We start from the raw sequence: 15,994 nt of genomic DNA, 5'->3' as shown, positions 1-15,994 counted from the left end.
TCACAGCGCCGCTGCAGCCCGTCAGTTGGTCACACTCAGTGCCCGCTCCGGGCATCCGGTGACCCCCCGGCGTGCCGCTCGCTCGTCAGCAGGGGTGATCTCCGTCGGCCCGTTCCATTCGAGGTAGCCGTCATCGTCCAGGCTGAAGACTTCAGGCGCGAGGGCGTGGCAGCGCCCGTGTCCCTGGCATGCGTCCTTACGAAGCTCAACTTTCACGGTGCCCACCTTGTCGATCAGACGCCTTCTTCGAGCAGTGTCGTGACCGCCGGCGGACGCGTCCACCGCCGGCATCCCGATGCAGTATAAAGAGTACAATCCTCTGTACGATTACACCATGGGCGTGATTGACTGACCGAGTGGAAACCTTGAGCCTGGCAGGCGCCGGCGTCCGGCTCGCGGCCTCGGCGGCGGGGAGCGCGGGGGACCCGGTGGTGCTGCTTCTGCACGGGGGAGGCCAGACGCGTCACTCGTGGGGCGCCGCGACGCGCGCTCTCGGTCGATCCCGAACCCGCTGTGTCGCGCTCGACCTCCGCGGGCACGGGGACAGCGACTGGGCACCGGACGGCGACTACAGCGTCGCCGCCTTCGCCGCCGATGTCGTCGAGGTGCAGCAGCAGTTGGCATTGCCCGTCGTCCTCGTCGGGGCGAGCCTTGGCGGCATGGTGGGCGCGCTGGTGGCCGCACAACTCGGGCCAGAGCGTGTGTGTGGACTCGTCCTCGTGGACGTGGTCCTGCGGGCGCGACCCGAAGGGGTGCGCCGCATCGTGGATTTCATGACGGGGGCCCCGGACGGCTTCGACTCGTTGGAGGCGGCGGCGGAGGCGATCGCGAGCTATCTGCCCCACCGGCCGCAGCGCGGCGTTACCCCGGGCCTTCGTAACAACTTGCGCCGCCGGTCGGATGGGCGCTGGGTCTGGCATTGGGACCCCAAGTTTCTGGCCGGAAGGGTCCCGGGCGAGGCCCGACCGCCTGGCAGTGGGCTGGAAGACGCCGTGCGGAGGTTGACCATCCCCGTTGCCCTCGTGCGTGGTCGCCTCTCCGACATCGTGGATGACGAGGGGGTCGAGGAGCTCCGCACCCTGGTGCCGCAGCTGCGCGTTTACGACGTCGCCGGCGCGGCGCACACCGCGGCAGCAGACGACAACGACGCCTTCGTCGAGGCCGTCCGCGATTATCTGGGCACGATCGGCGCGTGCATCGGCTAGTTCGTGTCCGCCCATTGCGAGCATGCGAATAAACAGTTAGCTTTATGAACCGATTGACCCCTCGCAGAGAAGGAATCGACGGAGTGACGCAAAGCAGTCGGCACGTGACCAACGGGCGCATCACCGCGGAAGACGTCGAGAAGATGCGGCAGCGCATCGGCTACGCCATTCCCTACCGATTCCTGCACAACACGGTCGCGAGCGCGGACTCGATCCGCCACTTCAGTGAGGGCATCGGCGACGACAATCCACTGTTCACGGACCCGGACTACGGGCGTACGACCCGTTGGCGGGCGCAGATCGCACCGCCCATGTACTTCCAGACCATGGGCGATGACGTCTCCCCGGCCATGCCCGACGAGGTCCGTCGTGCGACCTCTGGAGCACTGCGGGGAGTGCATCAGTTTTACTCCGGAGGTGAATGGAAGTTCTTTCAGCCGATCTACCCGGGTGATCGCCTTGAAATGAAGGCGATCATGACCGACATCGAGGAAAAGAACTCGACCTTCGGCGGTGGCAAGTCCGTTCTGACGCACAACGAGATGACCTACACCAATAATCGTGGCGCGACCACGGCGTGGGAACACCACTGGTTCGTCCACACCGAGCGAGACACCGCGGCGAAGGCGGGCGTCCTGAAGACGGTCGAACCGGCTCAGTACACCGACGACGACCTAGCAGCGATCGACGATGCTTACGCGAACGAGTTCGTCCGTGGCGCGGACACGCTTTTCTGGGAAGATGCCGTCGTCGGTGACGAACTGCCCGGGGTCGTCAAGGGCCCGCTGACCGTCACCGACTTGATCTCGATGCACATCGGCTGGGGCTGGGGTGGCTACGCGGTCGGTGCGCTGAAGCTCGGCTACAAGAACCGGAAGCGGATCCCCGCCTTCTACCAGAAGAACGACAACGGCGCGTGGGATGTCGTGCAGCGTTTGCACTGGGACCCGTCCTTCGGCCCTCGGGTCGGAGTGCCGATGATGTACGACTACGGCTACATGCGGATGTGCTGGCTCCAGCACGCGTTGACCAACTTCGCGGGCGACGATGGGTGGCTGTACGCGATGCGCGCCGAGATCCGCAAGTTCAACTACATGGGCGACACCACGTGGGTGAAGGGGAGCATCCTCGACAAACGTGTGGACCCCGAACTCGGCCCGCTCGTCGACCTGTCGGTTAACTGCGTCAACCAGCGCGGCGAGACCACGGTCTTCGGCACGGCCACCGTCCTGCTCGCCTCGCGGGAGCACGGCCCAGTACGCCTGCCCGAAGCCCCGCTGGGCCTGGGTGAGCCGCGCAGCTACCTGACGGACTGACACCCGGACCAGAGAAGGAGGACCGATCGTGGAGATCGCCTTCACCGACGAACAGGACGCGCTACGGCGTGTGATCCGCCGGTTTGTCGACGAGCGTTCCACCAGTGCCGAGGTCCGCGCGCTGATGGCCACGGACGCCGGGTTTGACCGAGCCTTGTGGAAGCAGATGGCCGAGCAACTCGGCCTGCAGGGCCTCGGTATCCCCGAGGAGTTCGGTGGCTCCGGAGGCGGTTCGGTCGAGATCGGGATCGCGTTTGAGGAGACGGGCCGCGGCCTGCTCGTGAGCCCGCTGATGTCCACGTGCCTGCTCGCCGGGCAGGCACTGATCCACGTCGCCGATGCCGAGGCGCGCGAGACGCTTCTGCCGGGCTTGGTTGACGGCAGCCAGGTCGCCACCGTCGCCATCGCCGAGGACGCCGGGAGCTGGGATCTCGATCGCGTTGCCATGCGCGCGACGCACGGTGCCGACGGTTGGCGCTTGAGCGGAACGAAGATGTTCGTGACCGACGGTTCGCTGGCGGATCTCGTCCTCGTCGTCGCCCGAACCGAGGCTGGTCTGGCGTTGTTCTCCGTACCCGGTTCGGCCGCGGGCCTGCACCGCCGTGAGCTTGCTCGGCTGGATCTCACGCGCCCTTGGTCACGTCTGGAGTTCTCGGCGGCGCCGGCCGTCCTGATCAGCGGGACCGCCGACGCCACCGAAGCCTTGCGGCGCTGGCAGGACCGGGTCCTTGCCGGATGCGCGAGTGAACAGGTCGGCGGCGCCGGGCGCTGTCTCGACATGGCTGTCGACTACGCGAAGCAGCGAGTCCAGTTCGGCCGGCCGATCGGATCATTCCAGGCCATCAAGCACAAGCTCGCAGACGTGCTGGTGAGGCTCGAAGCGGCGCGCTCGGCTGCGTACTACGTGAATGCGGCGCTCGACACGGACGCGGCCGACGCACGGATCGCTTGCGCGCTGGCGAAGGCTTACTGCTCGGAGGCATACGTGCAGGCAGCGAAGGACAACATTCAGGTTCACGGCGGCATCGGCTTCACCTGGGAGCACGATGCGCACCTGTACCTGAAACGAGCCAAGCTGACTCAGGTGCTGTTCGGCAGCTCTGTCGAGCACCGTGCGCGGCTTGCTCGCCTGACCGGGATCGAGGCGGCATGACCACCCTGGATGGCGAGCGTCGCTCGGACACCGGTACGGCCACGGAAGCCGCGTTCCGTGATCAGCTTCGGGCATTCCTCGCCGAGCATGGACCGGGTAAGCGGCCAGCCGACCCGGCCGACCGGCTGGCCTGGCAGAAGGGCTGGATGGAAACGCTGTGTGAGCACGGTTTCGCGGCACCGAGTTGGCCCAAGAAGTTCGGCGGCATGGATTTGCCGTTCGATCTGCAGGTCGTGTACGCCGAGGAGTTTGCGCGCGCGCGCGTTCCCGCGCCGCTCGGGACCGGCCTAGGAATCGTGGCTCCCACCATCATCAAGTTCGGAACACCTGACCAGCAGGATCGTTGGCTGCGACCGATGCTGCGGGGTGACAAGATCTGGGCGCAGGGATTCTCCGAGCCGGGCGCCGGATCGGACCTCCCCTCGCTGCGTACCAGCGCCAGGCGCGACGGCGACCACTACGTCGTCAACGGGCAGAAGGTCTGGACGACCAAGGCCGTCGGTGCGGACATGCTGTACGCGCTGGTGCGCACCGGGGCGCCGGATTCGCGTCAGGACGGCATCAGTTACCTGATGATCGACCTGCACAGTCCTGGCGTCACGGTGCGTCCGCTGCCGGACATCACCGGTGAAGCAGAGTTCGCCGAGGTATTCCTCGATGACGTCCGGGTCCCGGTCGCTGACCGTCTCGGGCCTGAGAACGGGGCGTGGCCCCTGGTGCGGAACAGCCTCGGGCACGAACGCGCGGCCGGCGCCATGAATCAAGCCACGATGTACCGCCGGGTGGTGGATGAATTGGTCGAACTGGCGCGGGACCAAGGGCGCGCCGCAGAGCCGCACATTCGGGCTGGCTTGGTCGATTTCGATATCCGCGTGCGGATGATGCGCTATTTCGCCATGCGGGTTATCTCTGATATCCGAACGAAGGGCGAACTCGGTCCCGCTTCGTCGGTCTCGCGGTTGTGGATCACGGCGTTCGAGCAAGAGCTACACGAGTTCGCGGTCGATCTCCTCGGGCCGTTCGGCGTGCTCGGGCGCGGGGATGAACTTTCCGTGCAACGAAACCGCTGGACCACGGGCTTCCTCAAGACCCGGGCCTCCACCATCGGCACAGGGACCACCGAGGTCCAGAAGAACGCTGTCGCCGAACAGATCTTGTCGTTGCCGTATGACCCCGCCATGCCTCCTCGATAGGAGATCGAACCTCCCAGCCGCGGGGCTCTTGTGGAAAGAGCGGCCACCCGGGTCCTCGTGACTGCTAGAGGGAAGAGATTAGACATTCCATAATTGCATGGCAGTGGAAGTGACTATGCGCGGTACTTACTGTCAGGTAATCCAGACCGGATCGGGGTTACCGGTTGTTCGCCACGAGAAGGATCATCGATGAAATTAGTTCGCTTGGCGTCATCCGTCGTCGCTCCAGGTGCAGGAGTGTTCGCGCTAGCCATTTTCGCGATGCCTCTGGTCGCCTCCGCCTCCGACAGCCCTGACCCCGCGGCGGCCACGTTCTCGGGCAACTTCGAGATGGATCTTGGTGCTGCGCCGCTGCGAGTAGCGGTGGATCGACCGTTCCTCTTCCACCCGGTCCTGGACCTGCAGGTGTTCCCGAGCAGTGCGATCCTGAACTCGGTCGGCGGCCGTCAAGGCTCGGCATCCCTCGTGGGCCTCGGTTCAGCCGAGACCGCGGGGGGCCTGCTCGGCCAGTTGGTTCCGAGCAGCGCCGCCGACGTCGGCGGGCTTCTCACCGGGCTGCCGGGTCTCCTGGGCCTTCCGCTGCCGGCCGCTCCGCTCCCGCCGCTTCCCTCGGATCCGTTCCCGCCGGTGCCGGTGCCGGTACCACCGCCGGCTCCCAACACCGTCAATACGAACTACCCGTTCACCCCGGATGCCCAGACAGGTTTCGGCGCGGTCAACGGCGGATCGGGCATCAGCAGCGGGTCTGGAACGGCCGCGTCGCACGCCTCAGCAAACGCCGTCAGCTCTGAGGCTGCCGCGACGCAGGTGACCTCCGGCCTGCTCGGGCCGACCGGCCCGCTGTCCGTCGGTGCCGTGCGCTCCTTCACTACCGGGGAAGTCAAGGCTGACAACGTCTTGGGCACCGCTACCTCGATCCTGAGTGACATCAACATTCTCGGCGTCATCACCGTCGACAGCCTGAAATCCGTGACGACGATCGTCGGCGACGGCACGAAAGCCATGTCGTCCTCGGCCGTCACTCTTGGCAAGGTGACCGCCTTGGGGTATCCGGCCACCATCGATGCGAAGGGGGTCACGATCAACGGGACCCCGTCCCTCCCCGACAGCACGATCGCCACGCTGAACTCTCAACTGGCAGATCTGTTGAAGCAGGCGGGCGTGACCGTGACCCTCGCCAAGGAGGCCGGTAGGACTGTCAAGGCGGACTCGACCTCGCGCGCAGTGACCGAAGCTGCAGGCCTGAAGGTAGACATGGCGTTCACGCCCGACGCCAATGTTCCGGTCCTCGGCGGCTCCACGTCCACGGTGGAGATCGGCTTGGGCTACAGCCGCGGCTCGATCCTCACCGGCCCGGTGTTCAACGCCGGCGCGAGCGACGGCACGACTGGCTCCGCAGCCATCTCGGGGACGCAAGATAACGGGTCTGCGCAGTTGCCATCGACTGGCGTCACTGGCGTGGACTCGATCGCAGACAACATCGGCTTGGGAGCCCTGCCCGAGATGAACGGGGGAACGGTCGCGCTCGACACGGGCGGCATCAGCCCCTCCCAGGGAGGTGCGGTCGTGACCAACGAGCAAGTGAGTATGGCCAACCCGCTGTCGGACACCCCGCTGAGATGGGCGGCGATCTGGCCCCTGCTTCTCGCCGTCGCTTGCGTCGTCGCGATGGTGGGCAACCTCGCGCGGTCGCGTGGGGCCGGACCGGGACTCACCGCGGCCCCCCAGCGCTAAGCGGTGCGCCCCTGCTCGCAGCTTCCCGAGAAGATCGGAGACCTCGATGAGATCGCGTAAGTCAGTGGCTTTGGTGTTGTCGCCGTTGTTGGTCGTGCTGGTGGGGTGCGGTCAGCGGTATGGGGAGAGTGCGGCCCCGGATGCGCCGGCTGCGGCTGGTGGCACGTCTGTGACGACGGATTCGGGGGTGTCGCCTGAGGTCGGTTCCGTGGCAGAGCCGGGCACGGTGACTGCGTCGGATGGGTCGTCTGTAGGGCAGAATCCCGGTGCCGGGACGGGGCCGGGGCCTTCGGGTGGGACGGGCGGTGGCTCCGCGGGCACGGGAACGGCGCCGGGTGGAAACAAGCCGGGTGGGGCGCAGAACCCGAGCTCCAACGCTGGTGGCGGCGCGGCGGCCTCGTGTGTGGGGAAGGCCTCCGATGTGGGCGTGACGCCGAATTCTGTGCTCATCGGTGAGTTGATCTCGCAGACGGGTGCGGTCGGGTCGACGATCGGGCCGATCAAGCTGGGCTATGACGCCGGGATCAGGGCGATCAACGCCAAGGGTGGGATCTGTGGTCGTACGATCAAGACGGTCACGGCCGATACGCAGGGCAACTCGGGTGTGAATGCCTCGGCTGCGCGGCAGCTCGTCGATGGCAGCAAGGTGTTTGCGATCACGGAGGGCGACCCGCTCGCGGCGTCAGCCAGCGCGCAGTACCTGAACGAGCAGGGTGTGCCGGTCGTGGGCACGGACAGTGCGAACAATGCCTGGTTCCAGTATCCCAATATGTTCCCGATCGGTAACCAGTATGTGGGCACGGCCACGATGGCCGACTGGGCGTTCACGCAGAAGCGCGCGACGAAGTTCGCTGTGATGTGGGCGAACATCCAGGTTTCGGTCGAGGGGTGCGCGTCGGCGGTCAAGCGGTTGAAGGATCTCGGTGGTGAGATCGTCTACACCGCGAACGTGCCGATCGCGGCCCCTGATGTCAGCACGTACGCGCAGCAGGCGCGATCGGCCGGGGCGGATGGGATCATTCACTGTTTCGAGTCCTCGTTGTCGGTGGCGCTGGCCAAGGCGCTGTCCAAGCAGAACTGGAAGCCCTACGTCGGCTTGGTGTCCGGCGGGGCTGACGACAGCCTCACCAAGGCGGCTCCGGCCGAGTTGCTCGAGGGTTTCGAGGCCAACTTCCCGGTGCCCCCGTGGACGGCGACCGAATTGCCGGGTATCCGGGAGTACCAGGCCGCGATGAAGGCGGCGTACGGTCCTGTCTACAAGAACAGCGTGTGGACGGTACGTGGGTTCACCGCAGCGAAACTGCTCGCGGTTGCGCTTGAGCAGCTCGGTGCTGATCTGACCCGGAAGAAGCTGATCGACTGGCTGAATGGCCAGACCCATGCATCGTTGGCCAAGCTCGATCCGGCTCTGGGCAGCTTGATGCCGCCGGACACCGACTACAAGCCGCTTCCGGACGGCACCCACAAGGAGGTCCGGTGCAGCATGGAAGGCCGCATCACCAAGGGCAACTTCAAGATGATCAGTAAGGGCTGGTACTGCCTCAAGTAGTACGCGCCGGGGACGGACCGCCGAAAGTGGGTCACAAACCTCGGTGACCATCCCCGCACACGTGCTCGTCACCGCCAGACACCGGGTCGAATTCGCCGGCCCCCAGACGAGGAAAAAAATTCGATGAGATCGCGTAAGTCAGTGGCTTTGGTGTTGTCGCCGTTGTTGGTCGTGCTGGTGGGGTGCGGTCAGCGGTATGGGGAGAGTGCGGCCCCGGATGCGCCGGCTGCGGCTGGTGGCACGTCTGTGACGACGGATTCGGGGGTGTCGCCTGAGGTCGGTTCCGTGGCAGAGCCGGGCACGGTGACTGCGTCGGATGGGTCGTCTGTAGGGCAGAATCCCGGTGCCGGGACGGGGCCGGGGCCTTCGGGTGGGACGGGCGGTGGCTCCGCGGGCACGGGAACGGCGCCGGGTGGAAACAAGCCGGGTGGGGCGCAGAACCCGAGCTCCAACGCTGGTGGCGGCGCGGCGGCCTCGTGTGTGGGGAAGGCCTCCGATGTGGGCGTGACGCCGAATTCTGTGCTCATCGGTGAGTTGATCTCGCAGACGGGTGCGGTCGGGTCGACGATCGGGCCGATCAAGCTGGGCTATGACGCCGGGATCAGGGCGATCAACGCCAAGGGTGGGATCTGTGGTCGTACGATCAAGACGGTCACGGCCGATACGCAGGGCAACTCGGGTGTGAATGCCTCGGCTGCGCGGCAGCTCGTCGATGGCAGCAAGGTGTTTGCGATCACGGAGGGCGACCCGCTCGCGGCGTCAGCCAGCGCGCAGTACCTGAACGAGCAGGGTGTGCCGGTCGTGGGCACGGACAGTGCGAACAATGCCTGGTTCCAGTATCCCAATATGTTCCCGATCGGTAACCAGTATGTGGGCACGGCCACGATGGCCGACTGGGCGTTCACGCAGAAGCGCGCGACGAAGTTCGCTGTGATGTGGGCGAACATCCAGGTTTCGGTCGAGGGGTGCGCGTCGGCGGTCAAGCGGTTGAAGGATCTCGGTGGTGAGATCGTCTACACCGCGAACGTGCCGATCGCGGCCCCTGATGTCAGCACGTACGCGCAGCAGGCGCGATCGGCCGGGGCGGATGGGATCATTCACTGTTTCGAGTCCTCGTTGTCGGTGGCGCTGGCCAAGGCGCTGTCCAAGCAGAACTGGAAGCCCTACGTCGGCTTGGTGTCCGGCGGGGCTGACGACAGCCTCACCAAGGCGGCTCCGGCCGAGTTGCTCGAGGGTTTCGAGGCCAACTTCCCGGTGCCCCCGTGGACGGCGACCGAATTGCCGGGTATCCGGGAGTACCAGGCCGCGATGAAGGCGGCGTACGGTCCTGTCTACAAGAACAGCGTGTGGACGGTACGTGGGTTCACCGCAGCGAAACTGCTCGCGGTTGCGCTTGAGCAGCTCGGTGCTGATCTGACCCGGAAGAAGCTGATCGACTGGCTGAATGGCCAGACCCATGCATCGTTGGCCAAGCTCGATCCGGCTCTGGGCAGCTTGATGCCGCCGGACACCGACTACAAGCCGCTTCCGGACGGCACCCACAAGGAGGTCCGGTGCAGCATGGAAGGCCGCATCACCAAGGGCAACTTCAAGATGATCAGTAAGGGCTGGTACTGCCTCAAGTAGTACGCGCAGCTTCCCTGCGCTCTCCGTAGTTAGGAAGGTTTGAGCATGACCAGTTCCTCGTCACGACTACCTGTGGCGGATGCCGCCGAATTCGTCGGTGACCCCGGCGAAGACCTGTTCGACTCGCTGCTGGAAGGGGGACCGGCCGGCGCGCCGGTTCGCTCCGGCGGCGGCTCAGCGGCCACCGACGCCGTGCTGGATTTCATCGTGCGCCGACGTTTGGATTCGATCGCGGGCTGGGCGTTCATCGTTGTCGGTGCGGTGCTCATCAGTGTCGGCTACTTCCAGGTCAGTTCCACGCCGAAGGTGCAGGATCAGCTGGTGTTTCTCTCGGCCCAGACGGCCTTCGGGATGTTCATGACCCTCGTTGGATCCGTGCTGATCCTGTCCCGCCACTTCCAGAACTTCTCGGCAGACCTTCGTCAGCTGCGGCAGGAGCACCAGCGGGCGACGTCCTCCCACGAGTCGTGACGGTGAGCGGCGTGGCGGAGTCGAGTGTCGGGGCTGGAGAAGTTGGCGGCCTCGCCGTGCAAGCCGTTGGTCTCAGCAAACATTTTGGTGGCACGCGGGCGCTGAACGACGTCGACATCGAGGTCCCGGTAGGTCGCATCACCGGTATCGTCGGTCCGAACGGTTCGGGTAAGACGACGTTCCTCAAGGTCCTGACCGGCTTCCTCGGGCCCACAGCTGGAACCATCCGGTTGTTCGGGGAACCGCTGCCGGTGCTCAATCCCGTCGCAGTTGCGGCGGCCGGGGTGTCCCAGACTTTCCAGCGCGTCGCCCTCGCCGAGCGCATGACGGTAGCGGAGAACGTCCTGCTGGCCTTGGACGGTGCGAGTTATTCGTTGCCGCGCACGTTGTTGGCAGACGTACTTGGGTTCGACCGGGGTCTTCGTGGCGTTCGGCTCGACCGGGTGCGGGAGGCGCTGTACATCACGAACCTCGTCGGCTATGCGGACGTCCTCGCGGGTGCGCTCCCGCTGGGAATTCGTCGACGCGTGGAGTTGGCCCGAGCGATCGCCGCCCGACCACGCATGCTTCTCCTTGACGAGCCGGCTTCGGGTCTTGACCCGCGGGAGTCGGCCGAGATGGCCGAAGAGATTCTCCTGCTCCATCAACGGCAGGACCTCACGATCGTCGTCATTGAGCACGACATGAGTGTGATTGACCGGCTGTGTGAACAGGTCGTCGTGCTTCAGTTCGGAGAGGTGCTCACGGCCGGCCCGACGGCCGCCGTCCTGCGCGACGAGCGGGTTCGCGAGGCGTATCTCGGAAAGGCTGGACTGGTGCTGTGAGTAGGCCCATCGTTCTGCAGATCGATCGCGTCCGAACGGGCTATGGAAAAATCCCGGCTCTAACGGACGTGTCGCTGCGGGTTCCTGAAGGCGCTGTCGTCGCTGTGCTCGGCTCCAACGGGGCAGGGAAGAGCACCCTGCTGCGGGTTGCCAGTGGCGCCATGCCGTGCTGGGCAGGCCGCGTCCTTGTCAACGGCAAGGACATTCGCGGTAAGTCGGGCTGGAAGGTAGCCCGCGAGGGAGTGTGTTACATCCCGGAGGGCGGCGGAGTCTTCCAGGAGCTTTCGGTGGCGGACAATCTCGACCTAGCTCAGCGAGGGGGGCGGGTCTCGCCGGCCGCACTCCGCGAACTCTACGAACTGTTCCCGATCCTGGGTAAGCGGAGGGATCAGTCCGCCGGCAGCCTCAGCGGTGGCGAGAAGCGCATGCTGGCGCTCGGCCGCGCGGTTCTCCTGCGGCCCAAAATCGTCATGCTGGACGAGCCTTCCCTGGGCCTGGCACCCATCGTGGTGGATCAGGTGTTCGAGACCTTGCGCGTCCTGCACGCCGAAGGGACTGCTCTGCTGGTCGTCGAGCAGTTTGCCGCCCGCGCGCTGGAGTTGGCCGACTTTGCGTGGGTCCTCGCTAAAGGCCGGGTCGCTTTCCGTGGCTGGCCCACGCAGCTCGAGGATCCCTCCGTGCTCGAGGCCGCCTATCTGGGCAAAGCCCGCGCTGCCCGCGACTTGGCCGAGGCGGCAACCTCCGCGGCCGATGCCACGGCGGCCCCCGGACCCGGCATCACGAGGCACAGCGTGGCGGCCGGAGGTGGCGTTGCCGCCCATCGCAACAGCTCTGAGGGAACGGACTGACCATGGATGTTGAGTTCGTCTTCGTCGTCGGCGGCCTCAGCCTCGGGGGCGTTTATGCGCTCCTGGTCCTCGGGCTGGTTCTGACCTACCGCGTGAGCAAGTTCCTGAACCTTGCCCACGGCGCCATCGCCATGGTCAACACGTACGTGTACTGGGATCTGACGTCCCGTCAGGGCTGGCCGACCCTGGTTGCCGCGATCTTCTGCCTGTTCATTCTCGCTCCCATCGTGGGAGTGGTGATTGGAACCGGACTGTTCGGCCGCTTGTCCTCCCGGGATGATTCGACGAAGATCGCGGGCTCGGTGGCGCTCATCGTCATCTTGAACGAGCTGGTCTTCAAGGTTTGGAACGGCGACCCGAAGTTCGTCAAGAGCGTTGTCCCCGCCGGCAGTGTCGCAGTGGGTGATTCGCGCATCTCCAGCGACCAGATGGCACCGATCATCGTGGCCGGGCTCGTGGCGGCAGGACTTCTGTTCTTCCTGACCGTGAGTGGCCCCGGTAAGGCGCTCCGCGCGATCGCGGAGAATCCCGAGTTGGCAGCCGCCTACAGCATCGACGTGACGCGGTTGCAGGCGCTCGGCTGGGCGATGTCCACCATGCTGGCGACGGCTGCGGGCATCTTGATCGCCCCGCTCGGGTCCCTGAGCTCGTTCGGCCTGACCTTCCTCGTCATCAGTGGGCTCACCGCCGCGACGGTCGGACGGCTGGTCAGTATCCCCTGGGCCTTGGCGGGGTCGGTGCTGCTTGGAATTCTGACCATCGAGTTCTCTCGCCTGCCCTCCGACGTCACCGAGAAGTACGGCAGCTTGGGGTCGGCGTTGCCGTTCCTGCTTCTCAGTGGCGCGCTCATCGTCTTCATCGTGCGCAAGACCGAGGTTGGTCCTGGTGGCGACATCGACCAGACCGCCTCACAGAACCAGGTCGACATCGGTCAGTCGGGTCTCCTCCGCCTGCGTGAGGTGCGCCGTCGGCAAAAGCAGAACGGCCTGGTGGCGGGGCTGCGTTCCACGCCGTGGATTGTGGGCGTCGTCGGCATTTGGGCGGTCGGGGCCACCGCCGGTGCCGACCTTCAGTTCAACCTCACCCTCGCGGCGATCTGGACCGTCGTGTTCTCCAGCATGACCCTGTTGAACGGTCTGGGCGGGCAGGTCTCGCTATGCCAGGCCACCTTCATGGGCATCGGGGCATTGGCGGGTGCGCGGTACAGCAGTTCGTGCAGCTCGGATGAGACGACCGGCCGCCTTCGCTGTGTGGCCGGCTCCGGAACTGATGCCTGGGTGAGCCTGTTGGTCGCCGCTGTCGCTGCGGCCCTCGTGGGTTTGATCATTGCCGCGGCGGCCACGCGGGTGAAGGGCATCATGCTCGCGGTCGCCACGCTGAGTTTCGGATTCTTCGTGGACGGCACCGCGTTCACGTCCGTGGACATCTCGAACGGTTCGCTCGGATTCCCGTTGCGTAATCCTGCCGGATTTGAAGGGGGCGGCCGTTTCTGGCTGCTCTGCCTACTGTTCGCCACGGGGTCAGTCCTGATCCTGCGGAACGTATCGCGGTCGCGAAGCGGGCGCGTCCTGAGAGCGCTGGAACAAAGCCCGACGGCGGTCGCGGCCTTGGGCTTCCGATCGTGGGCCTACCGTCTGGGCCTGTTCGGCCTGTCCGCAGGGATGGCTGGGGTGGCAGGAATGCTCTTCTCGATGAGCCTGGGACGGTTCGGCGCCCTGGACTTCCAGACGCTCGTCTCACTGTTGCTGTTCGTCATCATTTACGCCGTCGGGACTCGGCGGACATTTGCGCCGGTCATCGCCGGCCTCGCGTACGTCTTCGTTCCTAAGTACATGGCCGAGATTGGATTCCTGCAGGGTTACTCGACGATGGCGTTCGGCGTTTTGGCGCTGCTCAGTCTCGGCTTCGCCGGCGGATTCGTCGGCGCTACCGAGCGGCTGCTGGGGGTGGGCACTTCGTCCCGTCCGGTAGTAGTGAACCGAGCTGATCGTACTCCTCCCACACATATGAGCGCCTCCTGATCAAGCCCCCACGCTAGTGCGGGAAACGAAAACGCGTTCTCTGCGGCTGAAGAAGCAAGGTGCGAGAGGGATCGCGTCACTTTCATCGGGAGGAGGTGCGACGTGTCTCTCCACGCAGGAAGTGACTTCGTAAAGTGCACCACTTCACGTCTTTGTTCTGAGGGGAAGCCGATGACGGATGTCGGCTGAGCGGACGAAGGGTGGATTTGCGGCGGGCGGAGGCCTGGCTCGCGAGAACCAGCCTCTGGCTTTGGGTGTTCTGTGCGTTGCCCTGGCCACCGTGGTGGGGTCGATGACGTCGCTGACGGTGGCCTTGCCGGACATCGGCCGGGCGACTGGGGCCAACCAGAGCCAACTGACGTGGATCATCGATGCCTACACCGTGGCGTTTGCCGGTCTTCTGCTGCCGTGCGGGGCGCTCGGCGACCGCCATGGCCGGCGTCGGACACTGATCGGCGGGCTCCTGCTGTTCGCTGCCGCATGCGTGTTCGGCACCCTCGGGGATGACCCGCTCCTTTTGGTGCTCACCCGAGGTCTGGCCGGGCTGGGAGCGGCGCTCGTCATGCCCTCGACGTTGTCGTTGATCACGACGACCATGCGACGCGAGACGCAGGCCCGTGCAGTCGGTGTGTGGGTGTCCACTGCCACCCTCAGCGGAGCGGGGGGTTTCGTGTTCGCCGGTCTGGTGCTGGAGCACTCGTCCTGGCGCGCAATTCTCTATATCTCCGCACTCGTGGCGGTCTTGACGGCGTTCCTCGGTTGGGCGGTGCGGGAGTCCGCCGACACAGACCCGCCTCCTTTCGATCTGGTGGGCGCCGCCCTGAGCGCATTAGGCATCGGGTTGGTGGTCTTCGGCATCCTGGAGGCACCCGCTCACGGCTGGTCCTCGGGAATCGTCGTGGCCGCCGCCTTGTCTGGTGTTTTGTGCGCGTTCGGCTTCGCGGCAGTTGAATGGCGGCGGGCGCACCCCTTGCTTGACCTGCGAATCTTTCGCTCCCGATCGGTCTTGGTTGCCAGCGTTGAACTGGTGGCCCTTTTCGCCCTGATATTCGGGTTCTTCTTCCTCAGTGTGCAGCTTCTGCAGCTGCTCGAAGGGCAGTCGCCGTTGCGCGCGGGGCTGATGCTCATGCCGATGGCTATCCCGATGATTCCGCTCTCGCCGGCCGCGCCCGCGCTGGTCGACCGGTTCGGGCTGCGCGTCGTAACCGCCTGGGGACTTATTCCCATGGCGGGGGCATTTGCGCTCCTGGCGACGATGGACAAGGGTGAAACCGGCCGGTTCGTGGCGGCGGTGATGTTGTTCGGCGTGACGCTTGGGTTGTGCATCACACCGGCAACCGTTGCGATCCTCGGCAGCGTGCCCGCTGCTAAGCACGGAGTCGCCAGCGCGGTGAATGAATCGCCGCGCGCGAAGTGGGCGCAGCCCTCGGGATTGCGGTCGTCGGCTCACTACTGGCCACCGGCTACTCCCATCATCTGGGGCCAGCAGTGGGAGCACTGCCCGAGGCGCACCGAGAAGCTGCGGAGGGTTCATACAGCGGAGCGCTCCACGTACACGAACTCATGGGCCCGGCGGCCAACTCGGCCCTGGCCGAAGCAGAGCAGGCGTTCCAGTCTGGTATGCACGGAGCGTTTCTTGCCTGTGCCATTTTCACGACCGTCACTGCCGTTTTCGTCGGCATCTTCGCCCCCGGACCCCGGGGCCGGACCTCACTCCGTTCCGCCCCGGCAGGTGGACCCAGCACCGCCATCGACCGCGGTTTCGGCTCCACCAGGACTGGCGATCACGAGGCCGGTTATGGGCGCGCTGAGTGCGCCGGCCGGGCAATCAGATGTCCTCGACCCAGACCCGCGTGCGCTGAATGCAGCAGCGCGGGCTGAACGCACCGAGTCAGTGACATGTGCCTAGGAAAGTTCGGCGTGGGGCCGAGAACTCGCCGAATATGGGAGACCGGGGTCCATCGCCCGACGGACGTTCTGCTCGTTACGTACGTCGCCGACAACCGCGACGGCCTTCCCATCGGCCCCTGGATTTCCGCCCCGCGGTGTGCGCG

Annotated in this window: 13 protein-coding genes; 12 read left to right on the top strand and 1 reads right to left on the bottom strand. The window is 65.7% G+C overall.

What is annotated here, in order from left to right; genetic code table 11:
• Positions 1-21: 21 nt before the first annotated feature.
• Positions 22-291 carry a ferredoxin gene (locus tag SPOPO_RS33435; RefSeq protein ID WP_156869478.1) on the bottom strand — a complete coding sequence of 90 codons (270 nt, stop codon included), beginning with the start codon at positions 289-291 and terminating at the stop codon, positions 22-24.
• 65 nt (positions 292-356) lie between these two features.
• Here SPOPO_RS33435 and SPOPO_RS0101745 point away from each other — a divergent pair, with 65 nt between their 5' ends.
• The 12 genes from SPOPO_RS0101745 (at position 357) to SPOPO_RS31875 (ending at position 15,849) form a co-directional block, all read left to right on the top strand.
• On the top strand, positions 357-1,205 hold the full coding sequence (locus SPOPO_RS0101745) for an alpha/beta fold hydrolase (protein WP_019873060.1): 849 nt from the start codon (positions 357-359) through the stop codon (positions 1,203-1,205).
• 104 nt (positions 1,206-1,309) lie between these two features.
• The gene (locus SPOPO_RS27030) at positions 1,310-2,521 is read left to right on the top strand and encodes an FAS1-like dehydratase domain-containing protein (protein ID WP_019873059.1); all 1,212 of its coding nucleotides are present in this window, start codon (positions 1,310-1,312) and stop codon (positions 2,519-2,521) included.
• A gap of 28 nt (positions 2,522-2,549) precedes the next feature.
• The gene (locus tag SPOPO_RS0101735; protein ID WP_019873058.1) at positions 2,550-3,674 is read left to right on the top strand and encodes an acyl-CoA dehydrogenase family protein; all 1,125 of its coding nucleotides are present in this window, start codon (positions 2,550-2,552) and stop codon (positions 3,672-3,674) included.
• Positions 3,671-4,867 carry an acyl-CoA dehydrogenase family protein gene (locus SPOPO_RS0101730; protein WP_019873057.1) on the top strand — a complete coding sequence of 399 codons (1,197 nt, stop codon included), beginning with the start codon at positions 3,671-3,673 and terminating at the stop codon, positions 4,865-4,867. The genes SPOPO_RS0101735 and SPOPO_RS0101730 overlap by 4 nt, the downstream gene beginning before the upstream one ends.
• A 237-nt stretch (positions 4,868-5,104) precedes the next feature.
• Entirely contained in the window at positions 5,105-6,601 is a 1,497-nt protein-coding gene (locus SPOPO_RS0101725; RefSeq protein ID WP_019873056.1) for a hypothetical protein, read from the top strand.
• A 427-nt stretch (positions 6,602-7,028) separates the two neighbouring features.
• A complete protein-coding gene (locus tag SPOPO_RS32175; RefSeq protein WP_169577140.1) occupies positions 7,029-8,150 on the top strand; it encodes an ABC transporter substrate-binding protein in 1,122 nt (373 codons plus the stop codon).
• 504 nt (positions 8,151-8,654) lie between these two features.
• Positions 8,655-9,776 (top strand): ABC transporter substrate-binding protein, encoded by a 1,122-nt coding sequence (locus SPOPO_RS32170; RefSeq protein WP_169577140.1) that lies wholly within the window; start codon positions 8,655-8,657, stop codon positions 9,774-9,776.
• A 45-nt stretch (positions 9,777-9,821) separates the two neighbouring features.
• Complete coding sequence (locus SPOPO_RS34075; protein ID WP_156869474.1) at positions 9,822-10,247, top strand: hypothetical protein; 426 nt, start codon at positions 9,822-9,824, stop codon at positions 10,245-10,247.
• Positions 10,248-10,249: 2 nt separating this feature from the next.
• Positions 10,250-11,071 (top strand): ABC transporter ATP-binding protein, encoded by an 822-nt coding sequence (locus tag SPOPO_RS0101705; protein WP_156869472.1) that lies wholly within the window; start codon positions 10,250-10,252, stop codon positions 11,069-11,071.
• Complete coding sequence (locus tag SPOPO_RS27015; RefSeq protein WP_245541666.1) at positions 11,068-11,919, top strand: ABC transporter ATP-binding protein; 852 nt, start codon at positions 11,068-11,070, stop codon at positions 11,917-11,919. The genes SPOPO_RS0101705 and SPOPO_RS27015 overlap by 4 nt, the downstream gene beginning before the upstream one ends.
• Before the next feature lie 2 nt (positions 11,920-11,921).
• Entirely contained in the window at positions 11,922-13,940 is a 2,019-nt protein-coding gene (locus SPOPO_RS0101695) for a branched-chain amino acid ABC transporter permease (RefSeq protein WP_019873051.1), read from the top strand.
• A gap of 178 nt (positions 13,941-14,118) precedes the next feature.
• On the top strand, positions 14,119-15,849 hold the full coding sequence (locus tag SPOPO_RS31875) for an MFS transporter (RefSeq protein ID WP_051098255.1): 1,731 nt from the start codon (positions 14,119-14,121) through the stop codon (positions 15,847-15,849).
• Positions 15,850-15,994: the final 145 nt, after the last annotated feature.

Origin of the sequence: Sporichthya polymorpha DSM 43042 (genome assembly GCF_000384115.1) — a bacterium.
GTDB lineage: Bacteria > Actinomycetota > Actinomycetes > Sporichthyales > Sporichthyaceae > Sporichthya > Sporichthya polymorpha.
The sequence above is the reverse complement of the archived record's forward strand: the minus strand, read 5'-3'. Positions and strand labels throughout refer to the sequence as shown.

Coding starts and splice junctions, on each gene's coding strand:
- SPOPO_RS0101730 (WP_019873057.1), top strand. CDS start 3,671: ATGACCACCCTGGATGGCGAGCGTCGCTCGGACACCGGTACGGCCACG.
- SPOPO_RS33435 (WP_156869478.1), bottom strand. CDS start 291: ATGCCGGCGGTGGACGCGTCCGCCGGCGGTCACGACACTGCTCGAAGA.
- SPOPO_RS31875 (WP_051098255.1), top strand. CDS start 14,119: ATGTCGGCTGAGCGGACGAAGGGTGGATTTGCGGCGGGCGGAGGCCTG.
- SPOPO_RS0101695 (WP_019873051.1), top strand. CDS start 11,922: ATGGATGTTGAGTTCGTCTTCGTCGTCGGCGGCCTCAGCCTCGGGGGC.
- SPOPO_RS34075 (WP_156869474.1), top strand. CDS start 9,822: ATGACCAGTTCCTCGTCACGACTACCTGTGGCGGATGCCGCCGAATTC.